The 22398-nt window shown below is 43.2% G+C and carries 26 protein-coding genes; 21 read left to right on the forward strand and 5 right to left on the reverse strand.

All coding sequences use genetic code 11. From position 1 onward, the window contains the following. From EXT47_RS05705 to EXT47_RS05795, 19 genes are all read left to right on the forward strand, one after another. The gene (locus EXT47_RS05705) at positions 1 to 1119 is read left to right on the forward strand and encodes a beta-lactamase family protein (protein ID WP_226898906.1); all 1119 of its coding nucleotides are present in this window, start codon (positions 1 to 3) and stop codon (positions 1117 to 1119) included. A gap of 88 nt (positions 1120 to 1207) precedes the next feature. Then, positions 1208 to 1513: a hypothetical protein gene (locus EXT47_RS05710; protein WP_039497194.1), complete on the forward strand. Its 306-nt coding sequence runs from the start codon at positions 1208 to 1210 to the stop codon at positions 1511 to 1513. Between the two features lie 83 nt (positions 1514 to 1596). Then, the gene (locus EXT47_RS05715; RefSeq protein WP_010377465.1) at positions 1597 to 1836 is read left to right on the forward strand and encodes a hypothetical protein; all 240 of its coding nucleotides are present in this window, start codon (positions 1597 to 1599) and stop codon (positions 1834 to 1836) included. A gap of 191 nt (positions 1837 to 2027) precedes the next feature. After that, positions 2028 to 2684, forward strand: a complete 657-nt coding sequence (locus EXT47_RS05720; RefSeq protein ID WP_223193565.1) for a hypothetical protein — start codon at positions 2028 to 2030, stop codon at positions 2682 to 2684. Positions 2685 to 3013: 329 nt separating this feature from the next. Beyond that, positions 3014 to 3682: a hypothetical protein gene (locus EXT47_RS05725; protein ID WP_223193566.1), complete on the forward strand. Its 669-nt coding sequence runs from the start codon at positions 3014 to 3016 to the stop codon at positions 3680 to 3682. Between the two features lie 54 nt (positions 3683 to 3736). Further along, entirely contained in the window at positions 3737 to 4261 is a 525-nt protein-coding gene (locus tag EXT47_RS05730) for a DUF4303 domain-containing protein (protein ID WP_039497197.1), read from the forward strand. A 78-nt stretch (positions 4262 to 4339) separates the two neighbouring features. Continuing rightward, positions 4340 to 4966 carry an SMI1/KNR4 family protein gene (locus EXT47_RS05735; RefSeq protein ID WP_039497199.1) on the forward strand — a complete coding sequence of 209 codons (627 nt, stop codon included), beginning with the start codon at positions 4340 to 4342 and terminating at the stop codon, positions 4964 to 4966. A gap of 74 nt (positions 4967 to 5040) precedes the next feature. Then, entirely contained in the window at positions 5041 to 5595 is a 555-nt protein-coding gene (locus EXT47_RS05740) for a GNAT family N-acetyltransferase (RefSeq protein ID WP_039497200.1), read from the forward strand. 26 nt (positions 5596 to 5621) lie between these two features. After that, positions 5622 to 6236 (forward strand): LysE family translocator, encoded by a 615-nt coding sequence (locus EXT47_RS05745; protein WP_039497202.1) that lies wholly within the window; start codon positions 5622 to 5624, stop codon positions 6234 to 6236. 253 nt (positions 6237 to 6489) lie between these two features. After that, on the forward strand, positions 6490 to 7005 hold the full coding sequence (locus EXT47_RS05750) for an adenylate kinase (protein WP_039497204.1): 516 nt from the start codon (positions 6490 to 6492) through the stop codon (positions 7003 to 7005). Positions 7006 to 7224: 219 nt separating this feature from the next. Then, positions 7225 to 7404 carry a hypothetical protein gene (locus EXT47_RS05755; RefSeq protein WP_130126077.1) on the forward strand — a complete coding sequence of 60 codons (180 nt, stop codon included), beginning with the start codon at positions 7225 to 7227 and terminating at the stop codon, positions 7402 to 7404. Between the two features lie 116 nt (positions 7405 to 7520). Then, positions 7521 to 7841, forward strand: a complete 321-nt coding sequence (locus tag EXT47_RS05760) for a multidrug efflux SMR transporter (RefSeq protein WP_017216036.1) — start codon at positions 7521 to 7523, stop codon at positions 7839 to 7841. 64 nt (positions 7842 to 7905) lie between these two features. Next, positions 7906 to 10164, forward strand: a complete 2259-nt coding sequence (locus EXT47_RS05765; RefSeq protein ID WP_130126078.1) for a hypothetical protein — start codon at positions 7906 to 7908, stop codon at positions 10162 to 10164. A 216-nt stretch (positions 10165 to 10380) separates the two neighbouring features. Beyond that, positions 10381 to 10848 carry a DUF4265 domain-containing protein gene (locus tag EXT47_RS05770; RefSeq protein ID WP_039497213.1) on the forward strand — a complete coding sequence of 156 codons (468 nt, stop codon included), beginning with the start codon at positions 10381 to 10383 and terminating at the stop codon, positions 10846 to 10848. A gap of 139 nt (positions 10849 to 10987) precedes the next feature. Further along, positions 10988 to 11368, forward strand: a complete 381-nt coding sequence (locus EXT47_RS05775; protein WP_039497216.1) for a GFA family protein — start codon at positions 10988 to 10990, stop codon at positions 11366 to 11368. A 25-nt stretch (positions 11369 to 11393) separates the two neighbouring features. Further along, positions 11394 to 11870, forward strand: coding sequence for a GNAT family N-acetyltransferase (locus tag EXT47_RS05780; RefSeq protein ID WP_130126079.1), 477 nt, complete (start codon positions 11394 to 11396; stop codon positions 11868 to 11870). A 52-nt stretch (positions 11871 to 11922) separates the two neighbouring features. Beyond that, positions 11923 to 12342 (forward strand): hypothetical protein, encoded by a 420-nt coding sequence (locus tag EXT47_RS05785; protein WP_039497219.1) that lies wholly within the window; start codon positions 11923 to 11925, stop codon positions 12340 to 12342. Positions 12343 to 12573: 231 nt separating this feature from the next. Further along, entirely contained in the window at positions 12574 to 13956 is a 1383-nt protein-coding gene (locus EXT47_RS05790; protein ID WP_039497221.1) for a Na+/H+ antiporter NhaC family protein, read from the forward strand. Between the two features lie 134 nt (positions 13957 to 14090). After that, positions 14091 to 15437: a DUF2254 domain-containing protein gene (locus EXT47_RS05795; protein ID WP_130126080.1), complete on the forward strand. Its 1347-nt coding sequence runs from the start codon at positions 14091 to 14093 to the stop codon at positions 15435 to 15437. 12 nt (positions 15438 to 15449) lie between these two features. Here the strand turns inward: EXT47_RS05795 and EXT47_RS05800 are convergent, their stop codons facing one another. Continuing rightward, positions 15450 to 16151 carry a hypothetical protein gene (locus tag EXT47_RS05800; RefSeq protein ID WP_130126081.1) on the reverse strand — a complete coding sequence of 234 codons (702 nt, stop codon included), beginning with the start codon at positions 16149 to 16151 and terminating at the stop codon, positions 15450 to 15452. Between the two features lie 168 nt (positions 16152 to 16319). Here EXT47_RS05800 and EXT47_RS05805 point away from each other — a divergent pair, with 168 nt between their 5' ends. Together EXT47_RS05805 and EXT47_RS05810 are read left to right on the forward strand one after the other, a co-directional pair. After that, the gene (locus EXT47_RS05805; RefSeq protein ID WP_130126082.1) at positions 16320 to 16775 is read left to right on the forward strand and encodes an N-acetyltransferase; all 456 of its coding nucleotides are present in this window, start codon (positions 16320 to 16322) and stop codon (positions 16773 to 16775) included. 154 nt (positions 16776 to 16929) lie between these two features. Beyond that, positions 16930 to 17820: a DUF1015 family protein gene (locus tag EXT47_RS05810; protein WP_130126083.1), complete on the forward strand. Its 891-nt coding sequence runs from the start codon at positions 16930 to 16932 to the stop codon at positions 17818 to 17820. Between the two features lie 22 nt (positions 17821 to 17842). Here the strand turns inward: EXT47_RS05810 and hisC are convergent, their stop codons facing one another. The 4 genes from hisC to EXT47_RS05830 are packed head-to-tail and all read right to left on the reverse strand — an operon-like array spanning position 17843 to position 22366. Then, positions 17843 to 18955: a histidinol-phosphate transaminase gene (gene hisC, locus EXT47_RS05815; protein ID WP_130126084.1), complete on the reverse strand. Its 1113-nt coding sequence runs from the start codon at positions 18953 to 18955 to the stop codon at positions 17843 to 17845. Then, positions 18952 to 20328, reverse strand: coding sequence for an MATE family efflux transporter (locus EXT47_RS05820; RefSeq protein WP_130126085.1), 1377 nt, complete (start codon positions 20326 to 20328; stop codon positions 18952 to 18954). Before EXT47_RS05820 ends, hisC begins: the two co-directional genes overlap by 4 nt. Beyond that, positions 20322 to 21305, reverse strand: a complete 984-nt coding sequence (locus tag EXT47_RS05825) for an ornithine cyclodeaminase (protein WP_130126086.1) — start codon at positions 21303 to 21305, stop codon at positions 20322 to 20324. The genes EXT47_RS05820 and EXT47_RS05825 overlap by 7 nt, the downstream gene beginning before the upstream one ends. A gap of 2 nt (positions 21306 to 21307) precedes the next feature. Continuing rightward, positions 21308 to 22366, reverse strand: coding sequence for a cysteine synthase family protein (locus tag EXT47_RS05830; RefSeq protein ID WP_130126087.1), 1059 nt, complete (start codon positions 22364 to 22366; stop codon positions 21308 to 21310). Between the last annotated feature and the right edge of the window lie 32 nt (positions 22367 to 22398).

A 22398-nucleotide genomic window follows, 5' to 3' on the forward strand; every position in this document is an offset into this window, starting at 1 on the left:
ATGCTGCTACGTTCAGTGAAATCATTAACCCTACTTTGTTTGATGCTCTTTTTGATGGTGTTAACCGCCTGCAACAACGATAGCAAACTAGACTTTGACGCGTTTGTTGAGAAAAAACTAACAGATTTTCTGATTGAGGAAAATGCACAAATTGCTTCCATCGCTATTGTGAATGATAAGCTTAACTATCAAAAGCAATTTGGCGAGTTTCCTGATGGTACAAAGCCACACCATGACACCGTGTATGAAATTGCATCCATCACTAAAACTTATACCGGGTTGTTGCTTGCCAAGGCGGTAGTAGATAAAAAAGTGCAATTAGATGAAGATATTAGGGTGTACTTGCAGGGTGGTGATTATCAAAACCTTCAACATCTAGGCAAACCTATCACTTTGCGTCATCTCGCGACTCACAGAAGTGGTTTACCGCAAGATTTTGCATATACAAGCGCAGATATAAAGTCTGGCAAGGCTTTTGAGCTGTTCTCTAACTATTCAAAAGCGAAGTTTTTTGAAGATTTAGCTCAGTACCAACTTACCTCAATGCCTGGTCAGACATTTCAATACTCCAATGTTGGCGCAAACCTGACTGGGTATATTTTGGAAAACGTGTATAACCGACCATTATCTACACTTGTTGCGCAATTGATCACGGAACAATCGGGTGAAGAACATACAAGGTTTCGTTTAGAGCCCAGTGAGATAAGTAAAATAACGAGAGGGGTAGATAGAAACGGCAAAATTGCACCGTTACTCAGTCTACACTCGTTTGCTGAAGGCGGACTAACATCCAATGCAGCTTCGATTGCCGATTATATGCAGTATTTACTCAGCACCCAAGCAGAAGAAGTACTGTTGTCGCGCACCTTATTAACAGAAACCAGCAGTGAACATGGCCACGCATTTTTTTGGAATACATACGAGTATCACTCAGCTAATCCTATGTTCTATCACAGCGGAGGCTCTATGGGGACTTCCACTTGGCTTGCGCTTTATCCAAAGCAGAAGTTAGGAATATTTATTGCCACGAATGTTTCAGCGAACAACACGCAAGGGAAATTAAATGATATTGCCAATGCGATTGTTGAAAAGTATGAGCAAGTTGGACAGTCAAAATGACAAGCGAATGTAGTTTCAAAGTATGGCAGACCCTATTGAATATCTTGAGCGTCGCCTTTGCAGATTTAAGCATATACTAGGAGGTATCATGAGTTGGAAATGCAAAAATTGTAGTACTGAGATTGAAGAAACAAGTTTTGAAGTTTGTTGGAACTGTGGTTGTGAGAAAGGAAAAGAGAGCTTACCAGAATTAAAAAGTCCGTCATTACAATGCCTTCGTTGTGACTCGTCTATGGTGAAATTGGGCTCCAAAGAGTTTCATGAAGGCTCACGATGGGGGGTTTTAGGTAACTTGGGTGAATTACTTGTTAGTAGACAAGCACTTGATATGTTTGCCTGTAAAGCTTGTGGTAAAGTTGAGTTTTTCATCCCGAGTGAGAAAGAAAACAAATAACCAAAATTACTATTGGTAGCTTTCGCAGTGGGTTGTGCGCTAAGTTACTGATTTTGGCCTTAGGGTTAGTAGTTGGATAAGATATGAGTTTACTTGCATGGATACTTTCTCATGTCACACTTGCGGCATTTTGGCTTTGGATTTTAAATTTTGGTGGGGCTGAAAAAATAGAAGGGTGGAAGTCGTTCTTTATCATAGGATGGTTTGCTGCGCTATGGACTGCTGAGCAGTTGCGTTTGTATGCACTGTGTATTCTCGTACTACAAGTTCCTTGGTTTATTGCAGGCCTTTTGATACCACAATGGCGCGGCTTTGCGGTGTAATTGTCAGGTTTTGTAAAGGTGCTTGGATTTGTCTGTTTCCTAGTGCAATTATAATTACTTGAAACTAAAGGCTCTAATAAAAGGATAGTTTATGAAGCAGATGAGCATTCTAATTGCTATGTTTTGTAGTTTAATAATTTGCTCCAGGTGTCGTTTCTACGGATGAGCACCGTGAGACTGAAGTGTTGTTTTTGCCAGATATGTCAGAGCTTTCTTTTACTCGCTCTGGTGGAGAATATCAAAAACCAACATGGATTGTGATGCAATATAAAAACAATCAATGGATTGAAAAATCAATACCTGAAGCAGATAAAAAAGCATATCAGGAGCAATTTAGCCCACCGGTTTCACACATACAAAACATCGAGCCTTTTAAAGATATTCCAATCAGAGGTTATACTACCTCAGCAAAAGGGACACACTACTTTTATGTCTTAGATTTGAAAGACGGCAGTGGGTATTTGAGTTATTCACGGCTTGTTGATGGCAAATATGAAAAGCCGCACAAAATGAGTAAAGCAATTAACCAAGGAAAGTACATTGCCCATCCCTACATAGCACCAGATGAGTCTTATATTATGTGGGATGCTGAAAAGGAAGGTGAAAACACGCCTGATATCTACATTAGTTTTCGTAACCAAGATGGCACATGGACAAACGCAATAAACATGGGAGATGCGATTAATACGGCTGCGTACGAGCAACGTCCTAAAGTATCACCAGACGGAAAGTATTTATTCTTTTGGCGAGGTGACAAAAAAGTCAGAAAAGACGGCTCCAGTTACTGGGAAGGTAATCCATACTGGATGGATGCGAAGGTTATTGAAACGCTGAGACCAACACGGTAGCACTCAATTATTCTTGGTTATACGACCACTAAAAACCTAGACTAAACGGCATGCAAGCATACCTTTTTCCACGTCACTGAACTTTTTATTAATGGTCTAATAAAATTACCTTGAAAAAAGGAACAAAGGTGATTTAATAAAAAAGCATGGATACTGGCAGGGATTGCTGAGAATAGTATGGTATTTAGATTGCGTGATATGGTTATCGTAAAATAAATTCAAAAATCTAGTGCGTCTATTTATCTCCCTTACAACCGTCAGCATAAGCACGAACACATTCGAACCGACAATTGCGCAGTACGTCTTACTTGACTGAGGCTTAAATTTTTATGAAGGTCTTTTTAATACTGTTATTGGTAGCTGCGTTTTCGGGAAATGTTGTTGCAGACATGCCAATAGAAACTACTTTACCAAACAACTTAGCTAAGGAAATAGCAATGGACTTAAAGGATAGAACAATATACCCCATTATTAAGGCTGGAGATTGGCCTGGTATTCAATATGGTGCGGTTTATTCAGTATTAATTGGCCCAGAAGATGACCCAGAAGTCGTGATTGGTTTTGGTTATGATACGCCAGATAACTTCGTTTTTTTAACACACCAAGATGGTCAAGAGATCGATTTAAATGTGGTAGTTCCACAGACTTTTCAAAATATTGATGCTTTAGATGTAACCTTTGTCCCGTCCGCAGTGCTAAACAACCAAGTATTAACTGCCAGCGGAGAGTCTTTTAGTAGTGAAGCGATTTTATCTCAAACGCAAATGCTGAAAGCGCACGAAATGCTAGATGCCGAACAGCTACTTGTCTCAATAGCGAGACGTACCGGATTAATGGTGGTATCCAGAGACGCATCGCACGATTTATTGGATAAGTTTATTTATTTACATAGCGAAGCTTGGAACGATGATAGTTACGGCAACGCACCTATCGCAAATAGGCTCTTTTTAATCGAAAATGGCAAAATAGTTGGGTCGATGTCATTAGCAGATAAATAAGCCTGCGGATCTGTTTGGTGTGTTATCCAGAGTGTAGTGTATGGAGGTTGTGCCATGTCAGATTTGATTGACTTTGATAAGTTGAAAAGTCTCGTCAAAGATGCCGTAAAAACTACTTTTACAAACCTCCAAGGTATACACCAGCCAGATGAGCTGCTCGGTTATGCCTTATGTACTGATGACAGTGTAATGACGCTCTATCACGTTGCCATGACACAGCAATGGCTTTCACTAGATGATAATACTGAGTTTGAGTTCTCTCCCGTTGAGTGGGATTTAAGCGATAGGGATGTGCATTTTAAAGGTATTGCTACTTTACTCGCAGCTCGCCTTGAACTGGAAGATGCAAAGCTCTATGAAAATTATCTTGAAGAAATTATTAACCCCATTATCAACGCTTTTGTATTGGCGCTTTTAGAGTTGAGGCAAGAAGGCGTTTTTGCCAAAAATGTTTTTCTGTCAGTGCTAAGTACAGATCCAAGCGAGCATATGTTGGAACTTGAAAGCACAGCAAATCGTAAGCTAAATAGCACAGAGTTGCTGAACCGATTCAATGATTGGCATGCTCGGTTTGGTTGAAGGCGGATGAGCAAACACGCGTATATTAGATATCAATGGAACTAACTCTTAGATTTGAGTGATAAGGAAGTAATAAAAATGAACTTGATGGAATGGGTACAGGCGACATTACCTGAGCTTTTGTGTGATCTTAATCAGCCGGCGACAGCGAGTGAAATAGCAAGTCTAGAGAATAAGCTCGGTGTTGAACTGCATGAGCGATTGAAAGCGATGTATCTCGAACATAACGGCCAGAAAGATGAGATCAATACTGGTTTATTTTACGGACTCAATTTTTTACCTTTGAACAGAGTTTATGAAGAATGGTGTTCGTGGGCTGAAATCATCGATTCACAAGGTGAAGAGGGAATGAAAGAGCTGAGCATGTTTTCAACCTCTCACGTTCCTGGGTTTATCAAAGAAGTTTATGCCAATAAAAAGTGGGTACCGTTTGCCCATGATTGGGCAGGCAACTACCTTGGTTTAGATTTTGATCCGGCCGAAAATGGCACAGTTGGACAAGTGATAAACTTTGGTCGTGATGAAGACGAAAAGTTTGTGATTGCTATGTCGTTCTCTGAGTTTATGCAGTGGTATACCGCTGAACTTGAGTCAGGTAATTACAGTATTGTGGTCGAAGACGATGGTGGTAGAAGTTTTAATACTAAACAGCCGCAATCCAGCCACTTTTTAGATGCAGTCAAAGTGCTATTTCGCGCAGTATAAATAACTTTCACTATGCTATTTATCGCGGTTTGAAGTTATCTCTGTGTTGCGCTTTGAATGTTAAGGAGATCAATATGCAATTTCCAGAATTTGAAACACCACGCTTGAAGCTTACGGCGCTATCCGAATGCGACAGTAATGCTATTTTTGAACTATTTTCAAACCGAGAGGTAGTGAAATACTACGATTTAGAGGCGTTTAGTGAGCGATTACAAGCTGAAAAGCTCATAGATTTCTTTCATTCTCGATTTGATAGCGGTGTTGGGATCCGTTGGGCTATCCGATTAAAAGACACTGAGCAGCTTATAGGTACGTGTGGTTTTAACTCATGGAACTCAGCGATGAAAAATGCAGTTATCGGTTATGATTTGATGCCGAAATTTTGGGGAAAGGGTTATACCACGGAAGCATTGCACCAAATTATCTCCGCCGCGTTTGGTGGTTTACTAACATGTGGCGCACTGAATCGAATTCAAGGAGATACAGTGCCGGGAAATCATGCGTCAGAGGCTGTGCTAGAAAAGCTAGGTTTTAAAGCTGAGGGGGTTAGACGACAAAGTGGATATTGGAAAGAACAATTTCACGACCTAACGTGCTTTGGGCTATTAAAGTCAGAATTTAATCGCTGAGCCAATATTTTTTAAAAGGAAAGACTATGGACATCTGGACACTACTTTTATTTATCCCAGCGTGCTTTGCCTTGAATATAGCACCAGGTCCAAATAATCTTTTAGCGCTAAATAATGCTCGTCGTTATGGTTTTTGTATAGCTCTACTTGCAGGGTTTGGAAGGCTCGCCGCATTTTGTGTGATGATAGCGCTTGCCGCGTCAGGCCTTGCAGTTGTGCTATATACGTCGGAAATATTGTTTCTAGCCATTAAGATTTGTGGCGCGCTCTATTTATTATGGATTGCTTATAATTTATGGCGCTCAGACGTTAGTCCAGTTTCAGATGATGTCCGCAATCTGAGCATTATCGGACTGATGAAACATGAGTTCGCCCTTGCTGCGGGTAATCCAAAAGCAATTTTGATATTTACCGCTTTTCTCCCTCAGTTTGTCGACGTTGCAAAAAATGTGACAGAGCAATTTTCACTATTGGGAGCTACTTTTCTCGTTCTGGAGGTGGTGGCTATTGCTATGTACGCTGTTATTGGGCTGTATCTAAGGCAGTGGTTTAGTAAACCTAAACTGGTTAAACGTTTTAATCGTGCATGTGCTTCATTTTTGGCGCTATCTGGCGGCAACTTACTGTTCAGTAGACAGTAGCGATGCTAAAGTCAGTGACTCGCTTGCCAACAAAGTGATGCTGTTTCTCAATTCACTCATCTGGCCTTGTGTGTGCTTGACAAGAATTAATCATTGCGTGAAAGTATCGGTATGGATATAAAACTATTTCTCACAAGTACACGAATTATTACCATTCCTTAGGAGTGGTGGTTTTGTGTGCTTTTTAATGAACCCACCAAAGTAAGGTGGGTTTTTTTGTATCTGCCTTGTGGGGCCACAGCAAGGAGGTTACATGAACAAAATAGCAGTTTTTGGTAAACCGGGAAGCGGCAAGTCTACGGTGAGTAAAGGACTGGCCGCGGCAATACGCATCCCGTTATATCAATTAGACTCGATGCTCTACCAAGCAAATGGCGAGTTTGTTGACAGAGCCGCTTTTGATAAAGCACATCAAAACATATTAAATACTGATGCGTGGATCATTGACGGCTTTGGTCCGTTAGATGCGTTTAAACAGCGCTTAGATGCAGCAGATACCTTAGTCTACATCGACTTACCATATCGAGTGAGTTATTGGTTTGTGATAAAACGTCTTTTAAAAAGCATGATCACTAAGCCTGAAGGCTGGCCAGATGGTAGCTCAGTGTTTAAAGGGACGATTGCCAGTATTAAAACGTTAAGGCGCTGCCCGCAATTTTGGAATGAAGAATTTTTATCGCAGTTAGAGCAAAGCACGCAAACCAAAACACTCTATGTGATTAAGTCGGTTGCGGCGCTTGATAGCTTTATACGTCAACATGCGAAGTAATATCACCTAAGGGTAAACGTGAGTAATGTATTGATTTGATTTGCAGCCTTTGGTGTTACGTCTTTTGCGCTGGACATGATGAATAATAAAACTTGTAGCGGTCTTACCCACACTAAAACAGTAATAAATCATCATATAATCGTAACCATTATTTGCCTTTGTACCTTTTTTGTTGTGCTGTATACTTAGCCGGTTTGATAATTGCGCATGGAGAGACGCGTGAGAAGAGTTGTAATATTTAATAAGAAAAAGCATTTTTTTTGGCCAGGACCAGACGTTGAGTTACTCAACCAAGAGATGGAGCAGATAGAGCAAGATGGTTGGAAGGTGCTGTCTGTCACAGCTAACTGCGATTTTTTAGGCAATATTGGCTCTTTTACAATTTTAATTGAGTCTTAATTTGTCTGCCGTGAAGCTTGAATTAGCTTCACCGGCGTGCTAATTTGCTCTCGCTCTGGTGGACGACCTCCAGAGCTTTCTTTTACTGGCGGGGACGACCCCATTTTGGAGTTGTCATGAGCTGGTTGCTACTTGTTTTTGCAGGTTTATTGGAAGTCGTTTGGGCTATTGGTTTGAAATTTACCAACGGCTTTACGAAGCCTGTTCCCTCAATTATTACTTTAGTGGCGATGGCCGCAAGTTTCTACTTTCTCAGTGTTGCACTACGAACTTTACCGCTTAGCGTTGCTTATTCTGTCTGGGTTGGAATTGGTATGCTAGGGTCGATTATTGTTGGCTTTGTCTATTTTAAAGAGCCGTTGTCATCACTTAAGCTACTCAGTTTGCTGTTGATAGTGATTGGAATTATTGGTCTGAAATTATCCTCTCAGGGTTAAATTACAGCTATAGTTAATCGGAGCTTAGGTTAGATAATTCCACTTCAGATGAAAAGGAAATTCGATGACGATTGAACTGAATATGGCGGGCTTACAAACGCTTGTCGAGACTACCCTCACACCACTTAAAGACTATCATGGTGATTTGTTACCTTGGCGCGGGGAAATAGTAGAAAGCCGTAGCTTCGCATTGGAGGGGATAACCGCAAGTGTTACCGGTGAAAGTAAGATAGAGCTTATCAACGCAAGCACTGTTATCGATGAAGACGGTATTATTGGTGAGCAAAAAGAGGTTAATGCAGATCTCGAACCTACCACAACACTTACCTATAGTGATGAGGTGTGCTGGATAAAATACAGCACACACATTGACTTTGATCTCACCGGTGCCTCCAAAGCGGAGCTGCTTGGTATCAATACAGATGGGCAGGCGCAATGTAAACTAGCAGCCTACCTTTGCCATCAATCACATGAAGCTGTGGGTCTTGCCTTAGGCCGCGACCTTGCAACTATGCCGGTTATTTTCGATGTTGAGGATGTTAAGTCACTTGCACCTAACAATGCATTGATGATGGAAACGGCAGGGGCGTTAACGGTGAGCGCCAATTTTAGGTGGTCAGATATAATCGCGCAAAATCTCGATATGTTTAGCCGTTGGTTGGATCAAGGAGAATTACTTGATATTAACCTGGATTCGGCTTTGAATGTGAACCTTAATATCGAGATCCATGGTGGCTTTCGTGTTGTCTTTTCTAAACGCTTAGATAAACCACACCATACTTTCCTCGCAATTAAAAAATCAACATTGTCGAATACCGCTTTAACAATCACTGGGGGAGTGAACGCCAAATTTGCCGACCAAACCGGATTTAAGCAAGCTTATTCGAGTATTTTGACAGGGATATTCAACGCACCTCTGGATAAGGTTGAAGAAATCCTCTCACTCGTCGCAACAGAATCACCCGATGAAGCGCAAAACGACCTGATCTTAAGATTAAAAGATCGCTTACAGCTTGATCCACTAACGGACAGTTTAGAACGACTTCAAAGCGAGCTGCTGACCATTAAAAAAGCGGTGTTAGCAAATATTGAAACAGCTGCAAAGCTAAAAGCCGAGTTAAGTGTTAAGTTTGAATACACGCGTTTATCCAGTCATCAATCGCTGCTTGAAGCGAAATTAACTACCAAAGGCCTAGAGCAGGTGCATCTTGATGCGCTATTTGGGCGGGTTGGTACTATCACTCAGTCTAGTTACCAAGATGAAATCGAGATAGAGCGCTTCTTCTTTCAAACCAGTACTGAAATCAAGCAAGCCTATGGATTCAATTTAGGCTTTGGTGCTTGGTCGGCCATGAGCCGTAACAGCTATTCATTTAAAACCATTGAAACAAGAGACAAGCTAAATAGAGTGCAACTTGCTACGCTTGGAATGCGTGGTTATCAAGATGATATTAATGGCGATAAATGTCATTACTATCTCAGCTTTGATGCTCAGATGGTGGCCTTTTCAACATCAACGCCGCCTAAGCTACGCGAGTTTACGCTGGGTCTGACGCTCGTACATGAACAGCAAGAGGCGAGTGTGACCAGTAACGAGCTGGACCACTTGGTCGATGATTTATCGGTATGGGGCATGATCCCAGAGTTTGAATATGAGGATACAAAACATCGGTTGAGCGAGATACTCAAAGATGCCGATAATGTGCGAATCGTTAAAACCTTAAACCTAGACCATGACGCGTTTATTCAGCTATTACCTTTATTAGGTCAGTTTGATAGTCGAAGACTGGCCATCTCGCTTGCCGCTGCATTACCCATTAATCATAAAATACTACCTGAGCGGGCAACTATAGAAAATCGAGTGAAATTATATGATGCGATTTTTGAGGCATTGTTAAATTCGCAAATTAACTCTCATAACGAAGTGGCTCTGGCGACATATCAATATCTCAAAGCAAAAGGGTGTCGAAAACTTGCAGGAAAAGAGCGGGATTGGCGCAGGCTAGGTGCGAGCAAATTCCAAACCCTTGCAGGAATAGTCGAGTTACATCCGCGGATTTTGCAGGATATTAAAAACCTATGCGATGGTTTTGCACAACTTAACCTCTCTTATCACCAAGAAGGGGATTATTCTGTGCTTGAACAAGCATTTAATCTTTTTGATGACATGGGCGAACATGGATTCTATAACCGCTTTTTCGCCCATTATGTATTGCAATGTACGCGCACTTTTCCTCAGGCACAAAATGGCACCAAAGTGACGGTGAAGCTAGAGTTTGTTAAAGACGGTAAAGAAATTGATGTGCTTTGGGGCAAACGCTAGGGGGTTATTGCTCTCGCTTCGCTATGAATTCGAACAGCCATCACTCTTCTTTAAGATCATTGCTTAATTTTCTCTTCAGTTTCGTTACTGCATCATGTTGGCAATCTAAGCCCATATACAAGTAATAAATTGTAATTGTGGGTAACTTTTATTTGTTGGACTTACGGTCGGTTAGATAAAACGAGATCAGTCCATGTAAAGGCGGTTTGTATCCATATGAATGATGTAGTTACTGACAAAGTACGGTTTACTTTTAAAAACCATCCCCAAGGATGTGCTGAAGAATTTATTGTTGCTATGGCAGTAGGCGATAACATTTATCAGATAAAAGGTGCCCCGCTTTTTGCTTTTGGTGTTAACTATGACGACCACGTTTTGGTTGCACCAGATACCAAAGGTACTTTAGAAGTTATCGATATAGTGGCTCGAAGTGAGTACCACTCTTTGCGGATCCGCTTTACAAACGAGTTAGAAAATGCCAAAAACATAGAGCTGCTTCAAGAGCTTATTCTATCTGGTGTGGAGAGCGAGCAATTGGATGATGGGCGCTTTGCGTTGACGGTTTCACCGCAAAGAGAATACGAATCTTTTATCGATATCTTGCATTATTATCAGGAGCTTGGCGTATTGAAGTATGAACTTACCGGCGAGCCCCACGATAGCTTCGATGGTAAAAGTGCATAGCTAAGGAAAATTACCTAATTCTTCACAAATTCAGTGGCTTAGTGTTCAGTTTTGTGTTTCACTTGGAACTTTAATAGGCACGGTAATTTACTATCGTACTTAATTTAGGATAATGGCGAAATACTAAGGAAGCACAAGGATGGCTGTCAATTTTGTTGGAGGATGTTTATGTGGGCAGATCCGTTTTACCGCGATTGGCGTCCCTCATAACCCTCATACCTGCTCATGTAAAATGTGCCAAAGACATAGCGGTGCACTAACCGTTGCATGGGTAGAGTTCGCAAGTGAAGAGGTAAGCTGGGATGGACCTGGCGGTGCGCCTAAGGTGTGGCGTTCTTCGGATTATTCATCGCGCGCTTTTTGCCCTGAGTGTGGTAGCACATTAGGTGCAATAGATGACGCGCCTGTCATTGCATTAGTGCTCGGCGTTTTTGATGCCAATAGTCGTAAAACCCTAGAACCTAAATCCCATTCTTATATTTCAAGAAGGCCAAAATGGTGGTGTATAGGATGCAATTAGTCTCTGTGCTGTATGTGAGTAAATTATGACTTATTACGCTATCGAAGATGCGTCGTGGCCTGAGATCTTAACGTTACAAAATCAGGCGTATCATGATGTTGCGCCGGAAACTGTGGATATCCTAAAAAGTAAATGGATGCGCTCGCCAAAGAGTTGTTTTGTTTTTAAACAACATCGAGCCGTGGATGCCTATTTACTGGCGCACCCTTGGCACGATGAAAAGCCGCCGAGTCTGTTTACATTACTTCCTGAACAACCGGCTAGTTCGTCGTTGTTTCTACATGACCTAGTTGTTTCACAAGCCGTATCTGGGCAGGGAATAGGTGCCTTGATGATTAGACGTTTAGTTGAGTTGGCGACCCAAATGGGGTACTGTCGCATTCGGCTCGTGGCTGTACAAAATAGCGTGGGGTTTTGGTTGAAACTAGGCTTTGTCCCAAAGCCAATTAAGGTATGCAAAAGTTATGGTGAAGATGCGCAGCTGATGGAAATGAAAGTGTAAGGTGCGCCAGCTAAGCTTGGAAGTTATGAAAGTAGCCATACGGTAATTTACGATGATAAAAAAAATAGTAATTATATTCTCGCTGCTGTTTGCAGCTAGTCATGGCAGTGCCGATGAGTTAAAGCCATTTACAAGTGATGGCTGTAGTGCATTTCCTGATGGTACTTTGGCGCAAAATGAACTGTGGTTGAGCTGTTGTACGGCGCACGACCTTGCCTACTGGAAAGGTGGTACCGCTATAGAGCGCGAAAATGCCGACATTGCCTTGCAAAAATGTGTTGCTGCGGTAGGCCAAAAAGAAGTGGCAACCCTGATGTTAGCGGGTGTGCGACTTGGTGGGTTGCCTTATTTACCGACGCCATTTCGTTGGGGGTACGGGTGGTCTTACCCTAGACGCTACGCCGAATTGACCGCTGAAGAGATAGAGCAAGTAAATAAGCACATGGCAAAACTAGCATTAGACAAAAAATAAATTGACGCAAAGTCAAATTCTGTATATTTTCTCCGCGATGTTTCAATGAGGGCCATACAGTCAACTCGTCAACCCAATATTAGGCAGATCCTCACACGCCATTAAGTGCCTGTGATTTTAACCTTTTGTTCTGAATTTGGGAAACGGATAAGACTGCATCAACCGCTGTTTATAGCCGATGTTGCGTCCCTTTTTTCCGCTGCTCAAATTCCTTTGATTTGGGAAATTCGCATGGCTGAGCCAAGTGCAATTAGTATCATTCCCCCAGTCGTCGTATTGACGCTTGCAATTATCTTACGTCGTCCTATCTTGTCCCTTGTTTTAGGGGCGCTTGTAGGACTCGCATTGTTAGACCCTGCCACCGTATTGGCAAATTTTGCTGATGCTTCGCTAAAAGTGATGGGCGATGAAACCATCGGCTGGCTTATTCTTGTATGTGGTACGTTTGGTGCTTTGATAGCGCTGTTGGTGCACACGGGCGGTGCCTTAGCATTTGGACGTAATGCCCTGAAAATGGCAAAAGGGCCAAAGTCGTCTTTGCTTATGACCTATTTTTTAGGTGTGATCATTTTTATTGATGATTATCTCAATGCGCTGACGGTTGGTGAGACGATGCGCCGCGTTACCGATAAGTTTAAGATTTCTAGGGAAATGCTTGCCTATGTTGTGGATTCAACCGCTGCGCCTATCTGTGTTTTAGTACCACTTTCGACTTGGGCGGTGTTCTTTGGCGGTTTGTTGGTTGATAACGGTGTCGCGGGAGAAGGACAGGGGATCAGCACGTATATTCAGGCCATTCCTTACATGCTGTATGCTTGGGTGGCTGTAATTATGGTGCCACTGGTGATATTTGGTGTTGTGCCACTATTCGGCCCAATGAAAAAAGCAGAGCTTGCAGCTAAACAAGGGCAGCCTGCGCTTGAGCAGGTTGATTTGGAAGAAGTACATACACCGGATCACTATGCTGCAAAAGCCATTGAGCAGGAATTTGAACAAGCCGACACTCAAGGTAAACTGGTTAACTTTTTGGTGCCCATTGGTTTGCTGGTGGCGTTTACGGTGTATTTTGACATTGATGTATGGAAAGGCTTGTTAGCGACTTTGGCAGTGACTATCCCATTTTATATGGTGCAAAGGTTGATGCCGCTTGCAGACATGCTTGAGCAAATGATCAATGGTTTTAAATGCATGCTACCTGCAATAGGAACGGTTATCGCCGCATTTATCTTTAAGGATGTGTGCGATCAACTGTTATTGCCACAATATGTGATAAATGCGTTGAGTCCTTATATGACAGCTGGTTTACTGCCTGCGATGGTGTTTTTATCTATGGCTATTTTGGCTTTTGCAACAGGCTCTAGTTGGGGGATCTTCGCCGTGACTATTCCTATCGTGATGCCATTGGCCGTTGCTGTAGATGCTAATATTCCTCTGGTGATAGGCGCATTGTTATCGGCATCATCATTTGGAAGTCAGGCGTGTTTCTACTCGGATTCTACGGTATTGGCAGCCCAAGGCTCAGATTGTAACTTAGTCAGTCACGCCATCACTCAACTACCTTATGCGTTGATTGCGGCTGCAATTGCCTTTGTTGGTTTCTTGATTATTGCATAATCGCAAGTACGTTTTAGGGTTAGTTCTGCTAACCCTTCAAAGCTAACTCCCCAAAATACTTGCTGTTTTACTTACTCTATTGCACAAGCCTTGCTAGGCTATATAACCAGACCCTCAAAGTGTAAAGGATAGCCATGTTCACACCTCGCAAGTTGGCCGAAAATTATCGCGAACTGATAAGTAGTATCGGTTTTTACCCCTCTTTACTTGCTATTGCATTTTTTATTTTTGCGCTCATAACCACGGCACTCGAATATGCAGCTCCTATCAGTAGCTTTAAAGAGCTTATAGCGATTGTACTGGTCGACAGTGAAGAGAACGCACGAACCATTTTAAGCACGCTTGTGGGGAGTATCATCTCATTGACGGTATTTAGTTTTTCAATGGTGATGATTGTGCTGAATAATGCCAGCGCTGGGTTATCACCTAGAGTACTGCCGGGCCTTATCACCAGAAAGTCGCACCAGCTGGTATTGGGATTTTATCTCGGCAGTATCATTTATGCCATCATTATGCTGATAAACATTCGTGGCGTGGGCAATGGTGAAACAGGGATCCCGGCGTTAGGGGTTTTATTTTCACTGGTGTTTGGATTGATCTCTTTAGGCTTTTTTGTGTTTTTTATCCATTCAATCTCCCGCGCCATACAGGTCGATAATGTGCTAAATGATCTGTTTAACAACACCAAAAATGAGATGAAGAATATTATCACCAAACAGCAAGAGCAGCCTTTTAATAACTTTCCTGACTTCTCAAGTTGGCATAACCTACCCAGCACAGAAGAGGGGTATTTTAAGGGAGTACACAGTGACAAACTGTGTGCGTTGTGTGAGCAACATGACTTAAAAATATATATTGCAGTTAAACAAGGGTTTTTTACCGTTAAAGGCTACCCGTTTCTTAAGTGCAACAAGGATCTTAGCGAAGATGAGGCGCTACATGATGCGTTACTTAGCTGTTTTATTTTTTATGTCGAAGAGTACATCAGCGACCATTATCGCTATGGCTTAACACAAATCTCGGAGATTGCAGTGAAGGCCATGAGCCCAGGCATTAATGACCCCGGTACAGCGGTAAAGGCGATTGATATGCTGAGTATTTTACTTATCCAGCGTTTGGATATTTGCGATGTGAACTACTCCTTTAAACACGCTAAAAATGAGCCGCTTTTATATATTCACGAAGCGTCTTTTGATGAATTACTGCATGATAATTTTACTCCGATAAGAAACTATGCAAAGACCGATGGCTATGTCATGGTCAATGTGTTGGAAGCGTTTAAAAATATACTGTTTCGCGCAAGTGCGGATCAACACGCGACGGAAAGCTTATTTAATTACTTAGAGGCCATCATCGACGATGTGCGCAATACCATCACTAATCCGTTTGATCGTCAACGGATCATTGAAATGCTTGAGGCCATTGAGAAAATCAATGGCGACAAAGGAGAAGCGCTTATTACACAATTTACACGAGAATAAGCGTGAACCTTTTTAATTCAGCACAAGCTTAGCAAGACCGGCGGCAATGGCAGAAAGAGAGAGCAGTCTCAGTAAAATGATAGCAATATCAGAGCTGCCGCCAGCAGACGTATTTCGATAAACTAAGGGATAGTCAAAAAATATAAGCAAGTAGAGTAAGTCAAAAAAGCCGACCCGGGTGCCATTGAGTTCTACTTTTGTACCATCTTTTAATAAGATTTCGGCAAAGCATAAATTGGCCGTGGTTTTTATTCTTCCGCCTTTGCGGTCTTTCAATAGCAAGTAATGAAAGGTGATTTCAGTAATGTCTTCTCTAGCAATTTTTTGCGTACCAGTTACCTTTGTTTTTATCGCTTTGGGCGAAATGGTTAATTGGTTTTTCGACACGTCCATCACCCATTGAGAGCCAAAACCAAATTTTTTGTACAGCATGGCTCTTTTAGTAAAAAAGATAATTAAAAATGCGATTAAACAAGCAGGAAAAGCGATATAGCGTGGGTACTCGCCATCAATAAAGGATGCTGTGACAGCCAAGGCGAAGACTAATAATGCAAATAAAAATTCAGTGCCACCGGAAAGCATGCCCAGCGCAGCGATAGATTTGAGTGATACTTGAGAGTTATCGTTCAATTCATTTTTGTTTTTTAGAGTCACATATTTGAACCACACTTTATCCGTGAGTGATAAATCGAGAGTGTGTTTGGCTAATGACAAAGGGCACCTCCTTGGTGTTAATAAAAGCAATGATCCTGCTCCATTTATATCGCATTTCCATGAAACTTGGAAATTTTTCAACTGGTTGCGTTGTGTTTTGACCAATAGATTGGTACTTTTTTGAGTACCGATTGGTACAATTATGGGAATATTTGGGAAGCGGAATATATGATCCAAAAATTAAATAATCGCGATGCGTCGGTGGCGAGAGAGATTTTCAATGTATTTCAACGGTCATATAAAATAGAAGCTGAGTTAATTGGGGTGAGTTATTTTCCGCCTTTATCTCGAACGATAGAAGATATATGCGGTGCGACGAGTCACTTTTATGGATATTTTGAAAATCAAAATCTTGCCGCAGTCATTGAAATTGTCATTTTTGAGAAAACGCTAGAAATAGATAGCCTGACTGTCGATCCCAGTTATTTTCGCAAAGGGATTGCGGGTAAATTACTGAATTTTGCTTTAACGGAGTTTGATGCTGCAAAAGTGATTGTTGAAACTGCGACCGCAAATGCACCTGCGATAAAATTGTATAATAAGCATGGCTTTGTTGAGTACAAACGCTGGCTGCCCGCACATGGTATTGAGAAATTAGCGCTGGCGGTGGATGTTTGTAGCTAATCGGATTATTAATGCCTTTCTAGCAGCCAGTTTTAGCGCTAACTGCTTTGAATTTACTTCCAATAGCCAGCTAAGTATAAATTGTCATGTAAACTTGATGTTACTCAGTAATTGGTATGTTATATTGTATCTAAATTGGTGCAAGGTTTATTTTATGATCACAATAACGGATGGACCACTTCATCTTTACCAAGTGGAGCAAGGTGATATTTTGGTTACCGGCATTTTGGCCGAGCTCGACGTTTCAGCGTTACCTGAGCAAGCAATTCTGCCTCACGAGTCGGTTTCGGTTTCTCATGCTATGGCGCTGAAAAAGCGTGTTCAGAGCGAGAAGTTGCTGTTACCCCCTTGTCTTTTGGTCGGAAAACTTGACTTGGATGAGGTGCGATGGCAAGCGGAATGTGTTGAAACTGCGCAGTGGTACAGTGATTGCGGTGAGTGTACTCATCGCCTCTATGCTGTTGAAAGCCCTTACGTGCTACAAGAATTCAGGCAGCAGATCACAATGCATCAGCAATGGCTAATTGCAGATGGACATCACAGGATGTTTGCAGCAAGCCAACGTCATGCGCCTCAATCTCGGATGATGGCATGGTTAGTTCCACAGCAAGATGCGGTGATAACGAGTTTCGCGGTGCAGGCATCTTACACACAAGCTGTAGATGTTACCAAATTCAAACAGCACCTAAGCAATTTTGATATCTGTGAATCCTCGGAGACTGAGGCCGATTATACTATTTGGTTGGGGAAAGCTGCTCTATATTTTGTCCTACGACGCGCGACAAGCGATTCTTATCTTATTCAGACCCAGTTGCGTAGAGCACTGCAGTCACTGCCAGCGTTTGAGGAGCTGTGGTCTAAAAATAAAGTTGAGCTGAGTGATGACGCTCATGTTGTAACTACCATCTGTCGTGCTCCCCAAATTGAAGACATCTTTGCTGCTGCTAAAGCAGGCAAGTACTTTCCAGAAAAGTCGACCTTATTTACGCATAAGGCCGACAGCCAAGTACTTTACCATTTAAATCAGCAGGCAGCTTGTGCTTAAAAGCCCTCGTAGAGGGCGATACTTACAACTGTTTAAAAGCTTCAAGCACCCTAAGGTTTTGCTCTGGCAGCCCGATGCTTACTCTCACAAAATGATCAAAACCTGATTCTAGCCAAGGTTTTATCATTATTCCTTGTTGCAGCAGCAAATATGCGACATGCGCAGACGGCTGCTTGACATCAATAAATAAAAAGTTGGCTAGACTTGGCGCGACAAAATAACCCAGCTCGGTGAGGGAGGCGCTGAGTTTTTCCCTTTCGCGATTCGTTTGCGTGACCGTGTCTGCCAAATATGAGGGGTCTTGTAGTACCGCGATCGCTGCAAGTTGTGCTAGTCGATTTACATTGTAAGGTGTACGTACGCGGTGCAGATAATCCGCCAATTGTGCATTTGCCATTACGCCGTAGCCCACTCTAAGCCCTGCAAGACCATAGGCTTTGGAAAAAGTCCGTAATACCGCGTAGGGGCGGGGCTGTGTTTGAAGTAGCGCTAAGCCGTCAGTAAACTGTTTATGGCCTTGTGCATATTCGCAGTATGCTTCATCAATGACGATAATCGTATTGAGCGGACAGGCATCAATGAGGCGCTGCAAATTATTAGCATCAAACGTACAACCTACAGGGTTGGATGGGTTGGCAAGCATAAGCATTTTTAAGTCTGGGTGGCATGCGATAGCATCGAGCCAATCATCAATTCGATAGGACAAATCGCTTTGCATCGGCACCTCTAGTACCTTTGCCCCCATCATATTGGCGTAAATACCATGAAGCGCAAAAGTAGGCTTGGCCACTAACACTTTATCGCCTTGACTGAGAAAGGCTTTGCAGAGCATTGAGAGTACATCCTCAGAGCCGTTGCCGAATACAATTTGCGCTTTGGCAACGTTAAGTTTAGCGGACAGGCACTCACTGAGCTCTGTGCATTGGCTGTCTGGATAGCAGCTAGCGGTATGCAGCTGTGTTTTAAAAGCATTAAGCGCTGCCGGACTCGGCCCTAAAGGGTTCTCATTCACCGAGAGGTTTATCATATTGGGGTGAAGATTGCGCGCTGTTGCTTGCTCAAGGGTTTGCCCTGCACCATAGGGCGGCAGTGCAATAACTTCTTTGCGGGCTGGGTTTGGCATTGTCGTTGTCATGCGTTTTGCTCCTTGAGTAATGTGGGCTCAAGCAAACGGTTAGCCCTATGATTAAAAAGCCAAATCTCAGATAGCGCTGTGACCGCAAGCCCTAACATTAAGGCGTACCACACACCCAAAATCCCCAAAGAGAAAAACTCTTGAAATAACCACGCACCGGGAAGACCAATGCACCAATAACCAATTAAAGACAGCATTAGCGTGCTTTTCACATCGCCAAGTCCACGCAAGATACCGAGCCCAATATTTTGCCACGCGTCAAAAAACTGCAAAAAGGCGGCAATAAAGAGTAGTTCTATGGCGATAACAACGACGTCGGAGTTTTGTAATTCTTCTGCACTTAAAAATGGCAGCAGTACAAATTCGGGTATGAATAAATAGATTAAGGCGAAAACAGACATGACCACGGCACCGCAAATAATGCCCAAATTTCCGATGCGTTTAGCATGATGAAAGTCTCCCGCTGCGTTGGCTTCACTGATGTAAATAGAACAAGCAGATGAAATGCCGGCAGATACCATAAATACGATGTACACCATTTGGCTTACCACGTTGTGGGCGGCTAAGGCATTAACGCCGAGTGTTGCCACAAATAGCGCCAGCACGGTGAAAAACCCAGCTTCAAGGCCGTAAGTTGCGCCAATTGGCATGCCCATTTTCCATGTTTTGCTAAGTGCTTCACGGTCGGTTTGCCAAAACTTTATAGTGAGGTAGGGGCTGAGTACGTCATCGCGCTTGGCAAATAGTATAAACAGCAAAAACGATAAATACAGCACGATGCACGTGGCGGCCGCAACCCCCACAAAACCGAGTTGTGGTAGACCAAACTGACCAAAAATTAGGCCATAGTTGAGCACGATAGTGAGGACAACAGATACGCCGGTTATCAACATCAATGGCCCTGGCCTTTTCAATCCAACACTAAAATGCCGTACGCTTTGAAACCAAAAACAAGGTAATAGGCCCAAAGCGACAACGGTTAAATATTGTGTCGTCAAATTGGCAATCGCCTCGGAGGTACCGATAAATCTTAAAAATGGCTCTATGGCAAACATCGCGGCGGCGAATAGCAGACCCAAAAATGTTCCGATAAGCATGCTGGCGTTAAAAAGAGGAGTGATTTGAGCGAGTTTAGCCTTGCCGATTGCATCAGACACCAAATTACCCGTTGCCGTGACTACGCCCGTTCCCATGGTTCTAAATTGATTAAAAATACCAATGGCAAGGCCGCCTGCAGCCAGTTCTAACGGGCTCAACATCCCGAGCATGATGAGATCTATTGTTGCAATTGCCACGTAGAGCAGATTGGTTAGAATAAGCGGCCCTGCGAGTTGGCTTACTTTAAAAATATCGGCGCGCGCTGAAGCTACCATAGCGTTACTTCCTCCACGTTTTCTTGTGTGATGGCAAAGTCTGCAACCGCTCGCCCGAGTGCCACGTCAGTAATGATCATACCGCTGTTATAGACAAAAATAATTTCATCAGGGTGGGTTCGTGCTGGCTTCTCACCGTTTAGTATTTCAGTCAATGTCGCGTTAACGGCGGGTAGTTTGCCTTCCTCGTCTAATAAATCATCTCCGGTAACCTTCATTTGCTCTGCATCCGTTGTGAGCAATCTATCAGCTCGGTGTAGCACTGGTTTTTCGATTCCATAGCCAACTAAAATCACCACAGCGCCGGGTTTTAACCATTCATATTTAATGTTCTCTTTGGCGGACAACCCAGTAACGGCAAGGATCACATCGGCTTGTCTTACTGAAGCTTCTAAGTCTTGTGATACCGCAACTTGTCGCTGTGGGTGATGCTCCTTTAGTTTTAGCTGAACCGCTTCCAAACCTGTTTGATAGCTGCCGTGGACGGTTAGATGTGTGAGTTGTGGTAATGCCGTGACGAGCATAGGTAAAGCGATTTGCCCTTGAACACCTGTGCCTACAACCAACGCATTTTTGGCATCTGAATGAACGGCATACTTTGCAAACAAGGCGGAGGTGGCTGATGTGCGCATAGGGCCTAGTTCTTTTACATCCATGAGGGCCACAGGGTGGCCTGTGGCATCATCGCAAAGGAAGATAAAAGAGTAAAACTGATATTGGTTACGGCTTCTGTCAGGATCGTATTCGTAGACCACCTTAAACCCTACGGTATTACTTGCAGCATCTCGGCCTGCCATACTATAGGCAATGGAGCGGCCATCTTGTGGTGTCATAATCACTTTTAGCGGGTTGGCAGAGTCGGGGTGATGCAGTGAGCGAAAGGCATTTTCCACCACCTCAATGACTTTACTATAGGGAAAATCAAGTTGCGCCAATCGGGCTTCATTTAGTATCGGCAGAACAGTTTGTTGGGTCATGATTAGGCTCTCGCGGCAGGTTTATATTGCGTTAATAGGTCCTCGAGCTCCTGCTCGATGTTAATGTCGATAAGGTCATGTTTTGCCATCCAATCATCATTGAATACGGTATCGAGATATTTCTCGCCACCGTCACAAACGAGCACCACGAATAAGCTATCGGCGGGGGCGGTTTTTAACGCCTGTAGCGCTTCGTATATCACCCCACCTGCCGAGCCGCCGACCATTAGGGCGTAGTGCTTGGCAAGGTATCTGGCGGTATTAAACGCTTGTTTGTCAGTTACCTTCACGCCTTTGTCGATAAGTTCATACTCAATAACGGGACCTATCTCAGCGCCTTCCGGCGTCCCCGTTCCTGACTGATGATAATTCAGTCCAGGTCCACCGAAGATCACAGAACCCACAGGTTCAACCCCAATCGTTGTAAGTTGATGACAACCTAAATCCCGCAGAGCCCTTGTTGTGCCGCATAGCGACCCACCTGTGCCAACCGCACCGACAAGGTGGGTAATGTGTTCACCAAGTTCATAAAAGACCTCTTGCGCAAGTCCTGTATAACCGCGACTATTGGCAAAATTATTGTGCTGGGCGGTCCAAAATGCGCCTTGTTCTTGTGCCAGCTTTGCGGCCATCGCATCGCGAATATCAGTCGATAAGCTGTCGTCTCCGGCTTCGCTAACACAGATCACTTCCGCGCCAAAAGCTTTCATATTGCTGATTTTCTCTTTTGCCGCATGGTTATCCACAAGAGCGGTAAAGCGATAGCCACGCTCAGCTGCAAGCAGCGCAAGACCAACGCCGGTATTGCCGGAGGTTGACTCAACGACCCAGCCCCCCGGCTTCAGTTGTCCGCTGGCTTCTGCTTCATCTAACATAGACTTCGCCATTCGGATCTTAGCGCTACCGGTGGGGTTAAACTGCTCAAGCTTAAGATACAGTTTGCCACCGTTTGGTAGACTTAAAAACTGCATTAGCGGGGTATTACCAATGCTTTGCGATACCCTTAAATAAGGGGTTAGGTGTAATGTCGAGGCGAGCGAATGCTGCGCATTTATGTTCATAAATAGGCTCCTTTACGTTGTGTTGTTGGGTA

The organism is Pseudoalteromonas sp. CO342X (assembly GCF_004208915.1).
GTDB classification, from domain to species: domain Bacteria; phylum Pseudomonadota; class Gammaproteobacteria; order Enterobacterales; family Alteromonadaceae; genus Pseudoalteromonas; species Pseudoalteromonas maricaloris.